This is a genomic window from Microbulbifer variabilis, from assembly GCF_056232115.1.
Window position 1 is genome coordinate 3,082,752 of record NZ_CP174325.1, and the last position, 21,946, is coordinate 3,104,697.

The 21,946-nt window shown below is 47.3% G+C and carries 11 protein-coding genes; 6 read left to right on the forward strand and 5 right to left on the reverse strand.

Annotated features, from left to right (window positions below; all coding sequences use genetic code 11):
- Positions 1-39: 39 nt before the first annotated feature.
- The 4 genes from ACJJI7_RS13700 to ACJJI7_RS13715 form a co-directional block, all read right to left on the reverse strand.
- Positions 40-3,138, reverse strand: a complete 3,099-nt coding sequence (locus ACJJI7_RS13700; protein WP_444901931.1) for an efflux RND transporter permease subunit — start codon at positions 3,136-3,138, stop codon at positions 40-42.
- Positions 3,135-4,211: an efflux RND transporter periplasmic adaptor subunit gene (locus ACJJI7_RS13705; RefSeq protein WP_020411839.1), complete on the reverse strand. Its 1,077-nt coding sequence runs from the start codon at positions 4,209-4,211 to the stop codon at positions 3,135-3,137. Before ACJJI7_RS13705 ends, ACJJI7_RS13700 begins: the two co-directional genes overlap by 4 nt.
- A 742-nt stretch (positions 4,212-4,953) precedes the next feature.
- Positions 4,954-5,247, reverse strand: coding sequence for a hypothetical protein (locus ACJJI7_RS13710; RefSeq protein ID WP_282951172.1), 294 nt, complete (start codon positions 5,245-5,247; stop codon positions 4,954-4,956).
- A 17-nt stretch (positions 5,248-5,264) separates the two neighbouring features.
- The gene (locus tag ACJJI7_RS13715) at positions 5,265-6,827 is read right to left on the reverse strand and encodes a VCBS domain-containing protein (protein ID WP_444901930.1); all 1,563 of its coding nucleotides are present in this window, start codon (positions 6,825-6,827) and stop codon (positions 5,265-5,267) included.
- A gap of 1,328 nt (positions 6,828-8,155) precedes the next feature.
- Between ACJJI7_RS13715 and ACJJI7_RS13720 the strand changes: the two genes are divergently transcribed.
- Together ACJJI7_RS13720 and ACJJI7_RS13725 are read left to right on the forward strand one after the other, a co-directional pair.
- Positions 8,156-17,701, forward strand: coding sequence for an RHS repeat-associated core domain-containing protein (locus ACJJI7_RS13720; protein WP_444901929.1), 9,546 nt, complete (start codon positions 8,156-8,158; stop codon positions 17,699-17,701).
- A gap of 8 nt (positions 17,702-17,709) precedes the next feature.
- Entirely contained in the window at positions 17,710-18,225 is a 516-nt protein-coding gene (locus ACJJI7_RS13725) for a hypothetical protein (protein WP_444901928.1), read from the forward strand.
- Positions 18,226-18,344: 119 nt separating this feature from the next.
- On the opposite strand, the gene ACJJI7_RS13730 is transcribed toward ACJJI7_RS13725, so the two are convergent.
- Entirely contained in the window at positions 18,345-18,686 is a 342-nt protein-coding gene (locus ACJJI7_RS13730; protein WP_444901927.1) for a hypothetical protein, read from the reverse strand.
- A gap of 18 nt (positions 18,687-18,704) precedes the next feature.
- Here ACJJI7_RS13730 and ACJJI7_RS13735 point away from each other — a divergent pair, with 18 nt between their 5' ends.
- From ACJJI7_RS13735 to ACJJI7_RS13750, 4 genes are all read left to right on the forward strand, one after another.
- Complete coding sequence (locus tag ACJJI7_RS13735; protein ID WP_444901926.1) at positions 18,705-20,462, forward strand: RHS repeat-associated core domain-containing protein; 1,758 nt, start codon at positions 18,705-18,707, stop codon at positions 20,460-20,462.
- 9 nt (positions 20,463-20,471) lie between these two features.
- Complete coding sequence (locus tag ACJJI7_RS13740; RefSeq protein WP_353375020.1) at positions 20,472-20,948, forward strand: hypothetical protein; 477 nt, start codon at positions 20,472-20,474, stop codon at positions 20,946-20,948.
- 233 nt (positions 20,949-21,181) lie between these two features.
- Positions 21,182-21,361, forward strand: coding sequence for a hypothetical protein (locus tag ACJJI7_RS13745; RefSeq protein ID WP_353375021.1), 180 nt, complete (start codon positions 21,182-21,184; stop codon positions 21,359-21,361).
- Between the two features lie 37 nt (positions 21,362-21,398).
- Positions 21,399-21,887 carry a hypothetical protein gene (locus ACJJI7_RS13750; protein WP_444901925.1) on the forward strand — a complete coding sequence of 163 codons (489 nt, stop codon included), beginning with the start codon at positions 21,399-21,401 and terminating at the stop codon, positions 21,885-21,887.
- The last annotated feature ends 59 nt before the right edge of the window (positions 21,888-21,946 follow it).

Sequence of the window (21,946 nt, forward strand, 5' to 3'; positions counted from 1 at the left end):
AAGGTCATTTTTAATTTTGAATAGAATAATCTTTAATGGTTATATTCCGCCCTCGGGTGTAAGTTCCCTAACTACCGAAGTTGGATTTATCCGATGTGCCGCAAACACTTTTAAAGATAGCATGGCAGACATAAAGCCCAATACAAAAAGAGCGCTGAACAACATGCCTCCGGTAATCACTGTTGCAAGACCCCGATAAATCGCGGCGCTGTCTCCTGGACTGAGTACTAACGGAAGGTTGCCAAAAATACAGGTTGTGGTCGTTAACATTATCGGACGAATGCGCAAGCTCACAGCACTTTTAATGGCATCAAATTGATGCATGCCTTTATTAATGGAACTTTGGAATTGATTCACTAAAAGTATCGCATTATTCACTACCAATCCCATCAGAATTACGAATCCGATCATCGTAATCACATCTAGATTTTGCATTACAAACAGGTTGAGTAGACGAAGACTGAGCATACCCCCGGCAAAGGAGAGTGGAATTGCAAATAAAACAGCCAAAGCTAATTTAAGGGACTTGAGAGCAAAGTACATAAGCAATGCAAGAATCAACAAAGCTACACAAAAGATCTGAAAGAACTCCTGCAGAAATAATTTCAGCTCGTTGGCACTGCCCCGAAATTGGGTATGCAGGTCTCCATACTGGCTCTTATTAAGAAAGGCCAAAACGCTTCGATCTACCTGCTCAGTAAAATCCTTCATGGCAACACCCGTTGGTGGGGTCAGATTGAGGGAGGTACTTACTTCCTGGCCGACACGAAGAATGCTGTCTGGAGCTTGCGTAATCTGTGCTGACGTTAACTGCCTCAAAGGAATCAGGCCCTGCCCAGCAATCATAATTTCTGTATTTAAGAGCTGCTCAAGGTTGGCTGGTTCTTTGGCTTTAAAGTAGAAGGGAAGGGTATTGGTGCCTGTGTAAAAATTACCGATATAAATGCCATCAGTAAGTGCCATCAAATGACGATTAAACTCCGGTAATGTCATTCCCATACGAATCAGTTGATCCTGGTTGGGCTCAAATTCAATACGCAATCCGCGATTGCTTAATGCGCTCCCTTCAAGAATTTGTGCGCCAGGAAATTCTGAACGAAGATGTTCTAATAAGTCGCGCCCAGCTGCTTGAAGAACCGGTAGTTCAGCTCCTTTGATATCCAGTTGGCTTACACGGCTATTGGGCATTGCAAACCGGAGAAGGCCCCCTTGCTGCGTATGAATTCTGGTACCTATCAGTCCGGAGACAATATCCTTGTCAATCCATTTCTTAAATGCTTCGAAATCCCAGTCCCCTTGGGTATAAATGTAAAGGTGACACATGGTTGGATAACAGAGTGTGCCATAAGTAACTATTTGCTCTTCGAATCTCCCTTTTCCTTGTTCAATGCGATCCATAATTACCTGACCGACTTCGCGCTCAACAACTTCAACCGCCATAGGGCCTTCAAAGTTTATAAAGGTTGAAATCATCGCCTGTTTGGGGTCTGGAAGCACATCGACTGAGGGCGAACTGAGATAAGTCACTAATAAGGCAACAGGTAACCCAAGCACTAAAACGCAGTTACGAAAAGTGACTCGACCAATTGGTATCACTGATATAGCAGTCCAGCGTTGTAATATTCTATTAAGGGATTGAGTTCTTCCTTTTGGATTTACCTGCGGTGAGCCTTTTAGAAGATGTCGTGCCAATGCTGGCAAGAGCAGGAGGGCAAATAACAATGATGCAATAAGTGCGCTGGAAATGGTATAAGCTAGATCTGTAAAAAGTTGCCCCGTGGCTGACTGCATCGCCAGGATAGGTAAGAAGACGATGACACTCGATATCGTAGATGCTGTCAAGGCGCCGGTAACCTCCTTAGTCCCTTGCCTGATACTGGTTAGCAAGCTAGCTCCCTGGCCGCGTAAACGCTGGATATTCTCGATAACAATAATGGCGGCATCTACCATCAAGCCAATCGAGAGCGCAATACCTGCTAGTGAGATAACATTTATGCTTCTTCCGCCCAGGTACAGACCCAAAATTACCAGTGCAATACAAGCTGGTATGCTAGTGAAAATCAATACGAGTGTTCTAAAGTCTCGCAAGAACCAATACAAAATAATGCAGGCGAGAAAAGCTCCCAGGATCAAGCTGCTATAGACTAATTGCAATGAGTTGCGAATGCTTTTGGAATCATCGCGGCTGATCGCCACTTCCATTCCCAATCTACCGAGTTCTCCCTCATTTAGGTCTGATATTAATGTTTTGATCATATCGATGGTATTCAAAACATTAATATCCTCAGTAGGCATTAAATAGAAATAGAAAGAGCGGTTGCCTTCTAAAGCAAAATAATTCCAGTCGGAGGCCATTCTATTTTTTACTTTTGCAACGTCACCTAGGCGAATAATATGTGGCCCCCTGGTAGCAATTGGTAGTTTCTCAATATCAGCAATAGGGATCTGGCCTTTAAAGTGAAGGGCGTATTCTCTTGATCCGATAGTTAAATTACCGCCAGAGCGGTCAACCAAGTCACTCAAGCGAGACTGCACTTCATTAATGGTGAGTGATGCCTGAGTCAGGCCCCTGGGATCGAATTCGATATCTATCCTTTGCTCAATAGGTGTGCCGGCTACAGTAACGGAGGCTACGCCTGGAATCTTACTAAATGCAGGTTGAACATGATCTCGGAATGCCTGGGAAAGCTCCTGTTCAGTGGCCTGGTTAGTGGAATAAAGAAAGAAACTGGCCAAGGTTGCTCCGGCACCATTACTAAAATTATATAGGCGGGGAGCAGATACTTGGCTAGGCCAGTTGGGTACCTGGTTAAGCCGGGATAGAACGTCAATATACATCTGTTCCATATCGGCATTTGAATGAAAGGTAATCAATGTCCAGGCAAACCCGTTGCTAATGGTGGTCTGGATTTCCTCCAGAAAGCCAAGGCTGGAGAGCTCCTGCTCCAATGGGGCGACAAGTGCCTGTTCTATTTCCATAGCTGTCTTGCCCGGCCAAGAGGTAGCAAGAGCTATTTGCGGTCTGTCTATATTTGGTAGTAGCGTATTTGGAATTTTGACCCCATAAAATACACCTAGGCAAATAAGAAGAAGGCCGCAACTGATAATAACCGGACTATATTTTTCAATAATATTCATGAGTCACGGTCCACCGGTACTACTTCTTGACCTGCTTGCAGGTTCCCATTACCGAGAACTACAAGCTGATCGCCGGGCTGAATCTCTGAGATAACAATAAAATGATCAGCAAGTGTATCCAGGATTTCAACTTCGACTTTACGAACTTTGTTTTCCAGTCCTAATGCCCATGTATGGTACTTTCCCCCCTCTAATAGCACTGCATCGGAAGGTAACTTGGTAATATTGCCTGCTTTTTCTCGAGGCCCTGTAGGAGTGAGCATGGCGATCTGGAAACGTTGGCCCACCAACAGAGACTCAAAGTGCTTCCCGTGGCCATCGAAGTATAGGGACAGATTCTGAGTGTCCCCGTCCATGGTTCGACCGATGTTTTTTAGGGAAAGCGGCTCTCCATCGTAACGAAATTCGTTCTTTTGAATAGCTAAATTCATTCCTACTTGATCCCTGGGTACCAAGCACTCCAGTTGTTTCTCATTCAAGGGAAGAAGCTGAAGAATCCGTTGTCCCTGAGTGAGTCTCTCACCAGGATGTGCCTCGACTTGTAAAACCTGGCTGTCTCTGGAGGCAAAGTGCTTCAGTCGCTCGAACCTATACTGATCTATTTCAAGTTGTTGCTTAAGTCTTTGCTTGCTCAGCCTGAAAGTACTGGCATTAAGTTTAAGGTCATTGAGTTGAGAGGGGGAAACCATTTGAGCCTCGCGAAGAGGCATAAGTCTGGCTAGTTCCTCCTCAGCATGAGAAAGCTGACGTTCTGCAATTTCCAGGTCTGTTTTCAGGATATCCATACCTCTGGACAGGTAAAATCCATCCTGTTCTGCGACCAGCTCCCCTGCCTTGACAATAGATCCTACAGGCTTTACTGATTTCAGTTCGGCTTCAGCATGGCTGGAAATTTGTGTTAGGGGTGGAGAGTTGACTGTGCAATAAATTATTGACCGCGTAGCTTGAAGCCATTCTTGTGCAGGTTGTATCCTGACTTTCTGCAGATCTGAAGCGTAACACTGTGATTGATATAGTACAGTTGAAAAGGATAGCGAGACCATAACGGCTGCTACTTTGATAGTCTTTTTCATCCTTGATCGCTTTCTTATTTTTTATGGCAAATAATTGACGAAAATCGATTTGCTAAGCAACTTGATGTTGTGTGAGGGGACTAAGACTGTATTTTACTAGTAGAGTCAGCAAGGCGAATGAGATCAGTTGAGAGATAGAAGAGACAAGATAATTAGTTTACTTGGTGTATTCCCTATAAATGAGGAATATCTGCAGAGAAGAGCGCCAAGGCTTTATTTATCTTCTATCTTAATAGATCTTTTCCCGGTAGCATTCGTAGTGGCTGAAGCTTACAGATGTTTTTGCCATATATGCGGACAAGAAAAGTGAGACTATCGTATCATATGCCTCGGGTTCATCTTTCACTAATATGAAAGTTTTAGTATCAGGGCATCATATTTCAGTGTCGACGTTTTCGAACCATTTCAGCTGGATATCTAATCCCCAGCTATGAATCATTAAATAGTCAATTCGTGTTTCCGGGGTCCAAAAGACTGGCTGGATACTAGCAGCCAAGGCACGAAGGAGAATAGCTGATACTATAGTTTTTATTTGCGCATCCTTGTAAAAAAAGCCAGCGACAACTTGTGGCTGGCTGGTTCCTTAGTGTTTTTATAATAATAAATAGCAAATTAATTGGAGGGGGTCGAAGCCTCTATTGCTGTCGTAGGTGGCAAGGAAAAGAACTGTATGTGTGCCTAAGCATGTATAATACGCCTAGTGCACACTTGCATAGTCTTGTCTGCTCCATAAATAGAGTTTCTATTTCTCCAATACTATTCTTTGCGACTCCCTAATCCTAATTCTGCGATTTTTCTGCCGCTCCCCTCTAATTCTTACGCGCTCTCCAGACTTCATTCCCTTTTCTTTTAATTCTTTTGCATCGACAAAATAATATCGACCGGTGCTCTCATCCTTGATAGAGAATCTATGGTCAATTTCTCCAGTTTCAAAGTTTTCGGAAATTTCTTCTTCCAATACACCAGTTACGGTTTCCTCAGCTTGGGAATAAGTGGTTAAGGAAATTAACATAATTATAGTTACGAAATATTTCATGGTCTTGCCCTCATTTGCTAGTTGCTGTAGTTAACAGCAATAGTGGCGCTGTTATTACTGCTGTCCTTGGATTTAAGCTCAATGGTGACCCCAGCAGATGAGTCACTAAATTGATCGCCAGTAGTGGTAAGGGTTGCCACTTGATTAGCGGTTCCGTCATTTAAATAATGAATTGTTACCGCATTTGCATGGTGAGGATAGGGGTTCAAAACATTATGGGGAATATGGTATTCCACGTAATAGTGATTTTCTCCATTTGTACTGCCGTTACTTTCAACTTTTAAAAGTTGCGGTAGAGAGCTATTGAGTTCACCTGCAGTGAGCTCTACGGCCTGCACTACATAATCGGCATTGTTGCCAGCAGACTGCCTGATGGTTGTAGTATATCCAGGGAAGCTCTCATACCAGCCCATAAATTCTCTATGGGCACTACCGAATAACCGTGACTTCCAGCTGTTACCCATAAAGGCACCATTAGCTCCGTATTCGCTTTCGCCTTGGTCATTGGTATCGCCATCGTTATTGTCATCGTTACCGGCGTGGCTAAGTCCAATATTGTGGCCCAACTCATGCCCCATCACTAGTTGATCGGTATCTGCGGTAATGATGCTCCATCCCCCCCGTACCGAAGCAACTCCTGTACCAACCAAGCCAGCATTATTTGCGGCTCGGGGAAAAATAAATACACGGTGTCTCCAGTCATTGAGATTCACAGGGCGGCTATTGGAATCTACAAAGTTATTTTGAATCCAGGTGGTAGCGTTATCTCTCCAGGTATAGCCACCATCTGAATATTGACCATCCTGTGAGGAGCCAGAGCGAGCCTGGGCATTCCCAACACTTAGTACGCCCCCACTTTGACTATCGGGGATGCTATAAACAAAGCAATCAATTGAGCTACTCTCATTATTGTCTTCTCCATAACAGTATTGTGCGAGTGACTGGTCGCTAATGAGATGGCGCTTAAATTTCAGTTGGCCGAAGGAGTTTTCTTTGTAAGTATTGTCCAGAGAATCCGTATCATTGAATGTCATATTGGCGAGTTGTGAAATACTAACGTCGTCAGTGACAGCGGCATCTGAAAAATTCATCAGAATAAAAACTATGCTATTTTCGGTAGCTTCAATAGTTTGTATTGCAAAGGTAATGGAGTGTTGATCTCCGTTTGTTAATTGAATAGAGATGGTGTCTTCTACAGATTGACCATTGTTGAGACTGGATGTATTGCTATTTAGCTGGTACTCCCAGTTCCCGCTATCATATAGTTTAAAGCTACCGTATTGACCTTCGATAGTGGACGCTTGGAAACCAGGGCTTTTGCTATCAGTGCCCTCCAGCTCCAAAGTGCCCTCTGCATACTCACTGGTACCTACAACCAAGGTGGCCAAGGGGTTAGCTGGATTGAATGTGTATTCACCGGTATCCGAATTCCCCCCATTTGTTCCGGTATCCGACCCTGTATTTGAGCCGCTGTCAGCTTGAGGGGTATCTGTACTTTCCCCTCCACTGGAGCCGCCGCCACAAGCGGCCAAAAGGGCGGATAAGGTGATTGCGGTAAATATCTTAAGTGAACCGTGCATTGCTCTCTCTACTTATCTGTATATGCGTGGTAGCTGATGAAAATAGATATCTGGTGGACCGTCGTTATTTGGTACGGTTCCTGTGATTTGGCTGATTGATAACTTAGTAAGGTCAATTAGTCACCTTACGCAATAAACCAGTCTTCTTGTTGAGTGTTTAGGAGCTTTGTGGGGCATTAGTAACAGGTTTCGGGTGTTACTTTTCTACATCGCATCCAATCTTGTTTTTTTATCTATTGGTGACATTACTGGAGTGCTATTAAGTGGAATGACGCTGGGTGGAGGAAGGGGTAGCAGTGTTTCTTTTTTGGTTTGTTTGTGCTCCGTGTGACTTACTTTTTTAGCATGGTGAAAGGGTTGCCCCGTTGGCCTGATTACCCGTTATTAGTTTGTTGACAGGCAGCAGGTCATAAGTGAGAGAACTCAAGATCCGCATAGCAGCCTTATTATTGGTGTATTTGGATTTGGTGAGATGCAATTTAGCAAATGCTGATAGGGAGTAGCACTATATTATTGTGCTGCGGGTATCTCACTGGTGTTCTTAGAATCTAGAGTGCTAATGAAGTTTATCGTGTTCTTCGCCTCTACATTGGTAACTTGAGGTTGTTCTGCCGTAGCTTGAGAGAGTATTTGTTTACTTCTAATTACAAGTGGAGGCTAGGTACTTGGTGTTTTAAAGATTGGAAATCACCTGTTAAATTTAGGGATGACGTTGTTAGGCTGGCTTCCGTTGATAATTTTTGGTCGAAATAGGTTTACTTTTTGTTGTGATCCTCAATGTTAATTGATGGTGGATGCCTACTCATAAAAGGAGGGTCCTAGACTGTAAGAATATATTTTAATGATAGGGAATCACTTTTTTCTGGAGTTGATTTTTTGCTGCCATAGGTGCTGTTTTTTCATGGTTTCTAGTATTGGGGGTTATGCAATCAACCAGTAAGTTTAGTAATTTAATGAAAGTACGTGGATGACCTGGAAAAGCGATGCTGTGGCAGTCGATGCAGTATAATAGCTGCCCCAAGCACGAATTTTTGGTGTTTTGATGTATTTATTTTCTTATTTGTTAGTTTCTAATAAGGTCTTTTGAGGTGAAGATTTATATGGGATGGGGTTGCTTAAACAATAAACAATATAGAGGATTTAGAGTAGAAAAATAGAGCCTGTCAATTCATTATAAACTGTCTTATTGGTTGATTTTTTCCGCGAAAAGGCGCTTGTTATTAGCTGTAATTGGAGGAGTATTGACGCTCGGCTATACTGCCGATCCCACCTAATTCTTGAAATAGGTGGGAGAGAACTATAGTTTGCATAATAAGAGTATTTTTGCTGTGTCCAAGAGTTTTAGTGCACTTTCCAGTGCCTGGTTGTCTGGATTATTTTTTCTTTGGCTACCTGCTCTGGCCCTGGCTGGCGTATCGGGTCCCTCATCCAGTTCTACAGGAAAATTTACGTTAACATTAACTGGAACCCCTGAGTATCTTACCGAGTATAAAAACGGTTCTCGGGTGAGAGATATTGCAGTCAGTGGAAGTTCTGCATCAATCACTGTTTCATCAACAGGGACTTATAGGTATGACGCCTGGAGTAGGCTTTGTTTGATTTGGGGGTTTGGGGGTCGCTGTGAGGAATGGGATATTGAGAAAATTTCCCTCGGCAGCCATACGGTTAAAGTTACTCTCGAACCTAACGCTACTCCCCCGGGATCTATTTCTCTCCCATCTACTAGTACATCAGGCAATATTAGAGTGCAGTGGGGCGCTGCTTCCGTAAAACCAAAAAGTTATGAACTTTGGCGAAAAATTGAAGGTAGTACCACTTGGAAGATGGTTTACTCGGGCTCTGCCCTTTATAAGGACTTTTCTGACCTGATAACTGGAAAGTATGAGTTTCGGGCTCGTGCTTGCATCTCTGGTTGTAGCAGCTATACATCTTCAAAGAGTATTACGGTGGTTAGAACCCCACATTCAATTGGGGTGCCAGTAACAAATCTTTACGGCAGTATTGCTGTGTCGTGGTCTTCCGTTTACGCTGCGGAAAAATATATTCTTCAGGAACAAAAAGACGGCGGAGCCTGGACTCAGGTTTACAATGGTATAGGGACGTCCAATACTTTAACTGGTCGCAGTACCGGTAGTTATCTATATCGTGTTGCCGCGATCAAGGGCGGTATTACTGGTGCATTTAAATACTCTACTACTGTTACTGTAGTCAGGTCTCCACTCTCTATTAGTGTGCCTGTTGCGAGTGCCAATGGCATTTTGGCAATATCTTGGGCGGCAGTTTCTGGAGCGGACAAATATTTACTTCAGGAACAAAAAAATGGCGGCTCTTGGACTCAAGTCTACAGTGGTAGCGGAACGCAAAAAACGTTAACTGGTCGTGGTAGTGGCAGCTACAGTTACCGTGTTGCCGCAGTCAAGGGTAGTACCACTGGCCTCTATAAGCAGTCCTCCACGGTTACGGTAATTAGTATCCCTCAATCGATTACAGTACCAGCATCGAGCACTACTGGCAGTGTGACTGTATCTTGGTCGCAAGTTGCCGGTGCGGACAAATATGTTTTACAGGAGCAAAAAAACAACGGCTCCTGGACTCAGGTCTACAGTGGTAGCGGAACGCAAACAACCTTAAGCGGGCGGGGCAGTGACAGCTACATCTATCGGGTTGCCGCGGTCAAAGGCAGTGTCACCACGGCTTTTAAAAGTTCCTCGACGGTCATAGTATCTCGCCCCCCCGCTGTGCCAGGGAACCTCACGCTACCGGGTAGTTCAACTGGTGCCTATAGCGTCAGTTGGAGCCCGGTTACCGGAGCGGCAAGATATATATTGGCTCAGTCCGGTAATGCTTCTGGCAGCTGGAGTTTGGCCGGAACCAGTAAACCTTTTAGCCAGAGCAGTAACGGAAATTATTCCTATCGGGTTAGAGCTTGTAAGACGTATGGTGGTGTTGAGGCCTGCAGTGGCTGGTCGAGTAGCAAGACTGTTGCTGTCAGCCTGCCAGTTTTGGCGATTCAGTCAATTAACGGCGGGTCTGTCAAATTATCTTGGAATATCGACGCGCAGGCACAAAGGATAACCCTGAAGCGAGGTTCCACTACTATTTATGACTCTGGCTGGAAAGAATCAGTAAGTAAGCAGGGTACGTTTACCGACTCCATAAGCACCAGTGGTAGTTACTCTTACTTCCTCACGACCTGGTACTGTTCCGTTGGGATTCCCGGCGGAGGCTGCCAAGAAGGCGAGCCATTAAATAATTTTGGCCCGGAGACAGCCAATATTATTTTGAAGCCAGGCCCATCAAGTTTACTTGCAAGCGTATCCAGTAGTTATGACGGTTCTGTGGGATTAACCTCCAATAGCTCTGGCCCTATCGAGTCGGTGCGTTGGCAAAAAAGAAAAGCGGAAAGCGACTGGCCGGCAGATAGTTCCTACGGCTCTGCTGGGAGCAGTACCTTTTCCGTAACCGGGCTTACCGATGGTAATTGGGAGTTCCGCAGTAAAAATTGTAATTCCTCTGGCTGTAGTAATAGTTGGAGTACATCGGTTGGACTGCTGGTACGGAATCAACCCATACCTACGGCCCCGACGCTGGATACCATTACTAACAGTTCTACCGGTACACTTAAATTGAACTGGAGTGACCGCTCTGCCCAGCAAGTTTACAGGTACAAGCTCTACGAAGGCGGCAAGCTACTTGAAGAATTAACCACGAGCTCTGCGAATCCAGCGCCTCTCTCTGGCACCACGCTTCAGCGAGATGATGGCAGTTACAGTTACTACCTGATAGCTTGTAATCTGCGTGCTTGCTCCACAGCCAGCAATGTTCAATCTGTTATCGTCGCTAAAACTCCAGGTGCACCCAAATCCCCTAATCTATCGACAACTTTCTCGCGCACCGGTGAGGTTGATCTCACTTGGGGTAGTGCTAGTGGCACGATAGTGCACTATGAGATTATTGCCGGTACCGCATCGTCGGCAGAGGGGCCAGTAAGTTGGGATGAAAACGCACCGAGTAAACATACAGACTTAACGCGTTTGAGCAAAAAGCTGTCGTTGGAGAATGGCTTCTTCGCCTATCAGGTGCGCGCCTGCAACCAGGTATCGAGTTTTAGTAGCTGCTCAAATACGGTTGCCACGGATATTGTTCAGGTTGACCAGACCCCACCACCTGTAATCGTGGCGGTGCCCCCTTACAAAGCCTCGGCACTATCTACTACCGACCCAAGTGTGTTGGCCTCCGATCGCGTCGGCATCTTGCCCGGGGAATTCCGTGTGAGTGAATCCGGCGCGGCGACTTATACCATTCCGCTGCAAGTGGGCCCTTCATCCGGTGGCAGTACCCCGGCGCTCAGTGTGACTTACAGCAGCTCCGGCAGTAACGGCCCGCTCGGGGCCGGTTGGGGAATTAGTGGATTGTCCGCTATTAGCGCTTGCCGTAGAACTTTTGAAGAGGACGGTGCCAATGGCAGCGTCTTCGATCGGTTCTGTTTGGATGGCCAGCGTTTGAAACTAGTGTCGGGTCAGTACGGTAGCCTCGGCAGCGAGTACCGTACAAGCCTGGACAGCTTTGTGCAGGTACGGCTGGTTTCCAGTCCGGTAGGTAGCGGCCAGGGTTTTGAAGTGTACCGCAAGGATGGCTCTATCTCTTATTACGGTATGCATGAGGATGCACAGCAGGAGAAGACCTGGTATCTGAATACCCAGGAGGATAGTGTTGGCAACCGTATCGAATACACCTACCTGAAAGACACCGCGCTCGGGGAGCACTTGATAGAGGCGGTCGATTACTCTGCGAATGGTCACGATGCAACGCTGAATCGGATTCAGTTCCACTACGATACCAGCCGCAGCGATAAACGCTACGGATACAGTTTCGGACAAAAAACGGCATCAACCCGCAGACTCACCGCAATTACATCCACTGCGGACTCGATGGAGTTGCGCAGCTACAACTTCAGCTACCAGGAAAGCGCTACTGGCCGTTTACTGCTCGAAGAGGTTGAGGAGTGTGTGCAGGGTAACTGTCGCAAGCCCACGATATTTACTTATGCCCAGTTTGCCGGAGCGGGCATGGTGAGTGCGGCTGCTAATCCTAATATCTTCCACTCCGGTTACGAGGGTGGCAAGTATGGAGATGTCAACGGTGACGGACTCACAGATCTGGTGTTTATTCGTTACGACGGCAGTCATGGCAAACGCTATCTCCGTGTTGCCCTGGGCACTGCCGAGGGGGAGTTGGCCCTGCAATCCGAACAGATGCGTATCCGCGCCAATGAGCGCAAGGAATGGCATCTGTTGGACTATAACAACGATGGTAAGGATGATCTGCTCCACGCGCCGATAGATGACACCGGCACCCACTGGGCCGTGAATTTGTCTAATGGTAGCGGGTTTAGCAGCACTGATAACCCCACGGCAATCAGCTATCAGAAAGATCAGCTGGGTCAGATGCACGACTTTAATGCCGACGGCTTGCCGGACTTCCTGTCATTTACTCACGCTGTGGGCCTTCCTTCAGTGAGTGATACGCCCACCATGAAAATCCGTGAGCTGCAGCGCAGCAGTAGCGGAACACTCTCCTTCAAAAGCTCTGAGACGACTCGCAGCTTATCCCTGCCCACGGTCAGCGCTCCCGGAGGAGTGTCCTCAGCAAATTTCCTACGCACCACTCGAGTGAAACTGCGTAATACGGATATGGTGGCCGATTTCAATGGTGACGGTATTGCCGATCTGACTGCGATAATGCAGACAGATTGGACTTGTATCGAGGCACCGAGCGACTGCAACAATCAAAGTCATGTGACCGACAATCACTTCGTTGTACTGATGTCAGAGGGCGATAATAGCCACAGGGCGGTATTCCATCGTGCACTCAACGGAGAGATAGCACAGGTGGATGATGCCGAGCACCGGATCGCGGATCTCAATGGCGATAGTCTGCCAGACATGTTATTCCGCCCCAGCGCAGACTGGGATTGGGGCGTATATTACTTTACTGGTGAAGGGTTTATCTCCACGGGAACACTTCCAGGGGCTGTGGACGATAAAATCCAGCTATATGACTGGGATATGGATGGCCTGGTGGACATTCTCTATCCCAATGCCAACGATAAAGAAAACAACGAATACCAGTACCTCTATGTGCTGCCCAACCATTCCAATGGTTTTGGCAGCGCCATTGATACTAGCTTGCTGTTCGGCGCCGATACCAATGATCACAGCCATTTGGTGATGGATTTGACTGGTGATGGGCGACCTGAAATAGTCGAGAACTGTGCGAACCGCGATGAGCAGGAAAATCATTGCGATGATATGCGCAATCACTCAGGCTTTTTTAGTGGTCTAGGCGCTACAGATAAATATGTGCGTGTCTTTAAGCCCAAACATGCCGACAAGCCGGTGGATGTTCTTGAGTCTGTAGTGAATGGCTTTGGGGTGAAAACGGAAATCCGCTACGCGCGCCTGAATGATACCAGCACTAGTGTCTACTCACGTAAACTGGGTTCTTTCAAACTGAACTACGGGCGCAGTTCACCGGTATTCGATCTCTACTCACCGATGTACGTGGTACAGAAAGTAATCTCCGATGCACCGGCGGCCAATGACAATAACAATACGGTTGAGGCCCATTACCACTATGCCGGTGGGCGCATGCAGAGCGGTGGGCGCGGCTTTCTCGGTTTTGAATCGGTTACGACCTATGACCCGCAAAACCAAGTGAAGACCACCACTCACTACCGCCAGGATTATCCCTTTATTGGTATGCCTTCACAGACGGCCAAGGTGATTGAGTCCAATGCCAGTAATATCAAAACCCCGGCTACCTGTGAGGGTAGTGGACTCACCCTGATCAGCTGCTCTATCAATACCTTGGAATCCATAGCACCGGTATCGGGCAAAACGGTAATGCCCTATATCAGCCAAGCGGAGGACAAATCTTACAGCCTGAGCGGGAGTTACCTTGGCAAGGTGGTGACAACCACCAACTACACCGCAGCCAATGATATTCAATATGGCAATGTCAGCTCGGTAACTGTGAAGCACTATGATGCTTCTAATAACTTGGTGCAGAGCAAATCTACAAGTAACACATACGACAATGTGGTGAGCAGTGACCGCTGGCATTTGGCGCGCTTGCGTGAGAGCAGCGTCACCACCCAGCGATATGGTGCTCTGGTAGCACCGCAAATCACGCGAACCGCTCATTTTGATTACGATAACCAGACTGGCCTGTTAACCGATGAGTGGGTAGCTAAAGGTAGCGCACAAGAGTTACACACCCACTATGAGCATGACCGCTTCGGCAATCGTGTTGCATCCACGGTAACCAATGCGCAGGGCGAAAGCCGTACCAGTCGCACGGGTTTTGACGGCTATGGCCGCTACGCATTAAATCGGGTTAATGAACTCAAACAGACTGCCGAGCAAGCTCTGGAGATGGACCCCTTCGGCCAACCGCAGCGCGTGCTGGATATCAGCGGTGTGGAAACGCACTATGCCTATTCCCCGTTCGGCAATCGCTATTTTGAACACCACGAGACCGGCAGCCATGCTACTACCTTGAGCACACTCTGTGCTGACAGTGGTGGCTGCCCCACAATAGCCGGTGTGCCAGCTCACTTTAAAGTGACCACAGCCGGTATCGATCAGAGCCAGAGCGTGATGTACCACGATCGACTGGGTCGAGAGATCCGTAAACAAACTCAGGATTTCCATGGTAATCCAGTGTTTGTCGATACCCAGTACGATGAACAGTCCCGCGTTAAAAAGGTTTCCGACCCTTATGGCAGCGGCGGCTCTCCACGCTGGACCATTTACTCCTACGATATTCTCGGTCGCACCACTAATGTGGATACCCCCAGTGGCCAGTGTGACAGCACGATCACTTATAATGGCCTCACGGAAACTGCTACGAACTGTGCCCAGCAAAGTAAAGTAACGGAGAAAAACGCCCTCGGTGAGTTGGCTCAGGTTACCGACAATATCGGCGGCAAACTGCAGTACAGCTACTATGCCGATGGCAACCTCAAACAGGTGCGTACCCTTAACAGCGGCGGTGGTGAAACTTCAGCGACCAACATTGAGTACGATAATCTCGGCCGCAAGACCCGCATGGTAGACCCGGATAAGGGCACCTGGACCTACGGTTACACCGGCTTTGGTGAACTGGCCTGGCAGAAAGATGCCAAGGGGCAGGGCACCGCCATGAGCTATGACGCCCTCGGCCGTATGGTGACTCGCGCCGATTACACCAGCTTCGATAGCAATAGCCAAACGGGCACTCTGCAGAACTTCAGCCGCTGGTACTACGACCAGGATCCCGGCTGTGATTCCAAATTCCGCTTCGAAGGCAAACTGGTGGCCGTAGCCCAGGCCCCTGTCGCTATTGCCGCCGGTTGCAATGCCAATCTGGAGGATGTCAATTACCTCAAGCTGCTGCAATACGATACCTACGGTCGTCTGGGTGAAACGAATACCGGGCTCGGTGTACTCGATGGTGATGGGGACTTTTATGAAAAAGTCACCTACGACCAATACAGCCGCGTTAGCCGCAGTTTCGACGCCAGCAATCAGCAGGTGGGCGATAATGGGGATTATTTACGCGGTGTAGAAACTGTCTACAACAACTATGGCTTTAAAGTGGGTGTGCGCGATGTAACCGCCCCCGCAGACAGTGGTTACTATTACCGGGTTAAGCGCATGAATCTGCGTGGCCAGGTGGAAGAAGTGTTGCTAGGTAACGGCCTCACCACTACCTATGCCTACGATCCACAACATCACCGCCTCACCAGTATCTTAACGGATATCAATCCCGGTGTGGGTCAGGTGCAGAACCTGCATTACGATTGGAATACTATCGGCAATCTGCTCTCTAAAACCGACCTCAGTGGCGATGGCAGCTACCGCAAGGACCTGCAGGAACGTTTTGAGTACGACGGCCTCAACCGCCTGCGCTATGCGCGCCTCTATCAGGCCGGCAGCCAAACTGCCACCCAGGAGGTGCGCTACGATGATGCCGGCAATATCACCTATAAAACGGGCGTCGGTAGCTATGAGTACAGTGGCCCACGCCCTCATGCCGTAACCAAAGCCGGCAATACCAGCTATCACTACGACGACAACGGCAATATGAGTAGCGACTCAGGCAGTCGTACGCTGGATTACTCCGTCTTTGATAAACCCAGCCTGATTAGTAAAGGTGGCCACGATACGCGCTTCTCTTACGGCCCGGACCGCAGCCGCTTCAAGCGGGTGGATGACAACGGCAAAGGCACAGTGACCACCTTGCAGATCGGCAGCGTCGAGAAAGTGATTGAACGCAGTACCACCGGTGCTTTTATCAAGAGCTTTTATCGCCGCAATATCGCAGGGGTTGCTATCGAGCGTATCGAGCTGAATGCATCGGATGAAACTGCCGGTACCAGCACCCAGTATTTACACAAAGACCTCCAGGGTTCCCTGGATGTAATTACCGATAGCACCGGTCAGGTTGCCAAAGATGCTGCTGGTAACAAACTGGTTTACAGCTTTGATGCCTGGGGTAAACGCCGCAATGCACTGAGCTGGGAACAAATTGCCGGCGCGCCTGCAAATACGGTTAGCGCCCTCAGTGTGGGAGCCTTCAATCACCTGAGTAGTAACCGCGGTTATACCGGCCATGAAATGCTGGATGAGGTGGGCCTGATCCATATGAACGGACGGGTCTACGACCCGACCCTGGCCCGCTTTGTCTCCGCAGATCCGCTGATTGATGGAATCACCTCGGTCCAGGGCTACAACCGCTATGCCTATGTGCACAACAACCCGCTGACTTATACGGATCCTTCGGGGTATAGTTCTTGGAATAAGTACCGGGACTCTGTGGTGAAGCCGGTGGTCGCCGTGGCCATTGCCATTTGGACCGGGGGACAGTCTCTCGTGGCCCTGCAAGGTACAAATTATGCAGCGGCGGTGGGCTGGGCCGCTGCCGGCGGCGCCGCGGCGGGAGCGGTGCAAAGTGGCACGGTGAAGGGGGCCTTTTTTGGTGCCTTCAGTGCTGTGGCATTTATGGGCATTGGCAATGCCTTTCAGGGGGCGACATGGGCAACGAAAGGGGTTGTCGAAAAAGGGGTAATGGGCACTGGTCTGAATAGCTATGGCTATGCAGCGAAAGTCTTTGCTCACTCGGTTACCGGTGGTTTACTGTCTGCGGCTCAGGGAGGGAAGTTTAAACACGGCTTTGCCGCAGCGGGTGTGACCCAGGCCTTTGCAGGAGGTATAGATTCAATAGATGCTGGCAACTCTGGCTTTAGTGCGGCGAGAGTAGTTGCGGCGGCGGTTGTAGGCGGTACAGCCTCTGCAGTATCGGGTGGTAAGTTTGCCAATGGGGCGATAACCGCGGCGTTTTCCAGGGCTTTTAATGATGAGAATCATCCTACTGCACAAAAGGGGCAGGAAGGTATATGGGGGCGCTTCAAAAGGAAGCTTACTGATTACTTCATACGGCCAGGCGAAACAACCGCGATAGGAGTAGGTGGTGATTTCGTATTCGGTAAGTGGGGCATTGCTTTTGGTGCTGGTTACTTTAAAAGTGATTTAGACGGTAATCCCTTAACAGTTGAGGAGCAGGGTTTTTATTTCTACGCCTCTGAAGAGGTATTGGGGCTTGATACAGGAATTCAACTTGAATATATGGTTTCACCAAATCCTAACTTATTCTTTGGTAAAAGTGCTGAGATAGGAGGCAGTATATTTGGTTTGGATGGGGCTATTGCTAATGGTATTCCATCTAGTTTTCTGACGTCACCTGCTGATCATATATATGGAATTGGTGCTGGCCCAGGGGTTGGGGCTCATTGGGCGGAGCTGGATACACAGCGGGTCTTAACGTGGTAGGAGTGAGTATGAAAATAATAAGCCTATCTTCTCGAAAGCTTGAGCAATGGTGGAAATTCATTTACTTATATCTCGGAATTTTTATATTTATTGTTTTTGTTGTCGGTCTGTTTTTTGTTCATTGGAATATAAATAACCCACAGATTAATCAGGGTTTTGTTCAGGTTTTCAGAGGAAAAATTCCTGAAATATATTTTTTTCTTGGGGCCTGGCTGATTATTTTGTTTTTTTTAAGGTTGTTGTTTTCTAGGCTTGTCCAGATTCAAGTTGATGAGCAAAGAAAAATTATTTATGTTGATGGGGTTGAGCAAAATATAGATCATGTAAAGTATATATCTGAGGTGACTATATTTAGTATGCTGGTTGTTTTTATTAAAAGGGAGGGGCATCTACAGGTCTGGATTCCTAAAGATGCATCCCAGGGGGGCAAAACATGGCCATTACCATTTTTTTTGAGGAAAATCCCTAGAAACAAGTATGTTAAATTATTTGTTTCTTTGCTTGGCTCTCCCAGTAAAGGCTAGAAGGTTAGTCTTAAAGTCCCACTTAAGATTTGGAAGGAGAGCTAGAGCGCTAATCGTTAGCGGCCTGCTTCTGGGTACCCTCTAAAAGCCCCGCTGGTGATCCCGGCGGGGCTTTTTGTTTAACCGATTTGCCGCTTGGTATCCCAGCGCCGGGATTGATACTTGATGATCATCCCGTCCAACAACTCCTTGACGATCTCTTTCTCTTCCGTTGGCAGTTGGCTGATAGCCTCAAATTGCAGCCTTAGCTGCTCATCCGGTCCGCGCTCGTCTTCATCGAATACCAGTGAGTCAATGGTGATGCTCATGGCGATAGCAATCTGGCCGGCAGCCAAACTGCCACCCAGGAGGTACGCTACGATGATGCCGGCAATATCACCTATAAAACGGGCGTTGGTAGCTATGAGTACAGTGGCCCACGCCCTCATGCCGTAACCAAAGCCGGCAATACCAGCTATCACTACGACGACAACGGCAATATGAGTAGCGACTCAGGCAGTCGTACGCTGGATTACACCGTCTTTGATAAACCCAGCCTGATTAGTAAAGGTGGCCACGATACGCGCTTCTCTTACGGCCCGGACCGCAGCCGTTTCAAGCGGGTGGATGACAACGGCAAAGGCACAGTGACCACCTTGCAGATCGGCAGCGTCGAGAAAGTGATTGAACGCAGTACCACCGGTGCTTTTATCAAGAGCTTCTATCGCCGCAATATCGCAGGGGTTGCTATCGAGCGTATCGAGCTGAATGCATCGGATGAAACTGCCGGTACCAGCACCCAGTATTTACACAAAGACTTGCAGGGTTCCCTGGATGTTATTACCGATAGCACCGGTCAGGTTGCCAAAGATGCCACTGGTAACAAACTGGTTTACAGCTTTGATGCCTGGGGCAAACGCCGCAATGCCCTGAGCTGGGAACAAATTGCCGGCGCGCCTGCAAATACGGTTAGCGCCCTCAGTGTGGGAGCCTTCAATCACCTGAGTAGCAATCGCGGTTATACCGGCCATGAAATGCTGGATGAGGTGGGCCTGATCCATATGAACGGACGGGTCTACGACCCGACCCTGGCCCGCTTTGTCTCCGCAGATCCGCTGATTGATGGAATCACCTCGGTCCAGGGCTACAACCGCTATGCCTATGTGCACAACAACCCGCTGACTTATACGGATCCTTCGGGGTATAGTTCTTGGAATAAGTACCGGGACTCGGTGGTGAAGCCGGTGGTCGCCGTGGCCATTGTCATTTGGACCGGGGGACAGTCTCTCGTGGCCCTGCAAGCTACAAATTATGCAGCGGCGGTGGGCTGGGCCGCTGCCGGCGGCGCCGCGGCGGGAGCGGTGCAAAGTGGCACGGTGAAGGGGGCCTTTTTTGGTGCCTTCAATGCTGTGGCATTTATGGGCATTGGCAATGCCTTTCAGGGGGCGACATGGGCAACGAAAGGGGTTGTCGAAAAAGGGGTAATGGGCACTGGTCTGAATAGCTATGGCTATGCAGCGAAAGTCTTTGCTCACTCGGTTACCGGTGGTTTACTGTCTGCGGCTCAGGGAGGGAAGTTTAAACACGGCTTTGCCGCAGCGGGTGTGACCCAGGCCTTTGCAGGAGGTATAGATTCAATAGATGCTGGCAATGTTGGCTTTAGTGCGGCGAGAGTCATTGCAGCCGCGATCGTTGGCGGTACAGCCTCTGCAGTATCGGGTGGTAAGTTTGCCAATGGAGCGATAACCGCGGCGTTTTCCAGGGCTTTTAATGAAGAGAATCATCCTACTGCACAAAAGGTGACAGCTGAAGAGGCTGTTGGCCGAATGGAGGCCTTTTTTGAAGATAACCCAGATGGGACGTATCACGTGCCTTCAGCTGATCTAGACGCAATAATGAGAGATGATTTTAGTTTTTACGATAGGAAAAGAATACAGGCTTTATCGTTAGATGCTTTTAAAGCAGAAGCTGAATTTGCAGATGGTACCTTTTTCGACGACCCTTTCGTTTCAAAAAATTTCACTGTTGAAGGCGTTTCAGGTAATTTTTCCGGATCTGATATCAACTACTATGTAATTGGTGGGTATTTTGCTGCTAGAGGCTGGACAGCCGGTGGGCTTGAGACGGCTGTGATGTATCATAATATCCGCGATATATACCAAGGCAAACCTGTTCTTCACAATTTGGGGCAGGCTTTTGGTCGTGACGCGCATTTGTGGTCAAAGAAAGGTCATAGCTTTTACAATAAAAACTACTAGGATGTGATTATGCTTTTTAGAGTACTTTTGTTTTTTTGCGTAGTAATTTTAACTGCATCTTGCAGTAATTCAAAAATAGAATATTGCAATCAACTTAAGCGCATGGCTTCTGATAAGACCATCTCTAAATATCTAAAAGTTTGGGTTCAAGAGAATGTAGAAGATAAAGTTATTTCTCATAGTGATGTAGTTAGAGGTGGATTAAAGGTTCCGGGTAGATATTTTTACCCTGTAAATTTTAATTGGGACATGCTTAATTTCAATAGTGAGTTATCACAGGTGCGTCTTATAGGCCCAAAAACAAGCTCATTTGAAGGTGGGCATATAACCGATTTGAAATCGGTTATGTTTGTAGAGAAATCTGGTTACGGTATTTTGGTAAAGCTGAATAATGTAGATGACTACGGCCTTTCAGATGTTAGTCTTGGTTTCTTTAGCGAAATATCAGATGGTATTGGAGTGCTTTGTTTAGATCTAGATAAGTAAGGGAGTATTCTCATGCACAAAAGGGGCAGGAAGGTATATGGGGGCGCTTCAAAAGGAAGCTTACTGATTACTTCATACGGCCAGGCGAAACAACCGCGATAGGGGTAGGAGGTGATTTCGTATTCGGTAAGTGGGGCATTGCTTTTGGTGGTGGTTACTTTAAAAGTGATTTAGACGGTAATCCCTTAACAGTTGAGGAGCAGGGTTTTTATTTCTACGCCTCTGAAGAGGTATTGGGGCTTGATGCAGGAATTCAACTTGAATATATGGTTTCACCAAATCCTAACTTATTCTTTGGTAAAAGTGCTGAGATAGGAGGCAGTATATTTGGTTTGGATGGGGCTATTGCTAATGGTATTCCATCTAGTTTTCTGACGTCACCTGCTGATCATATATATGGAAAAAGCAAGTGACTTATCGCGACTAGCTAATGCATATAAGCAATAAACAATGATTAATAAAATTTTTTTTAGTGTAATTTTGGTCTTAAGTTCTGTTTTTGCTCAGAGTGACGAAGTGGTAAATCAATTTAATAAAAAAGAGTTTATTTCTCACTTAAATGAGGATATGGATAGGTTGTATAGTTTGTCTCAATCAAAGACGTACGACAAAAATTCTTCGTGTAAAGAAGCTGAGATACTGCGTAAATATCTTTTGAAAGACCCTGTTGTAGAAGCGAATAATACAATAGATAAAGGTGAGCTAAAATACTTGGTTGTCAGTGGACCGCAGTTAGAGATAGTTGCGGATGGGATGCCAGAGACGATAAGTCGGCAGTTAATAAATAGTGGGAAATTTGAAGTTTTTGAGGGAGTTGCCGATAGTGTCTCTTGTGGTGAACAGCTTTATCTAACGAGATATGCTCATTGGTATATCTATGTATATAACTCGGTTTTGTATATTAATTCTGTGAGTGCTATTCAAAATACACGCAGATAGGGAGATATGAAACACATTCTGGATATCCGGTGCACAGAGATATACCGGAAAAAAGGGAA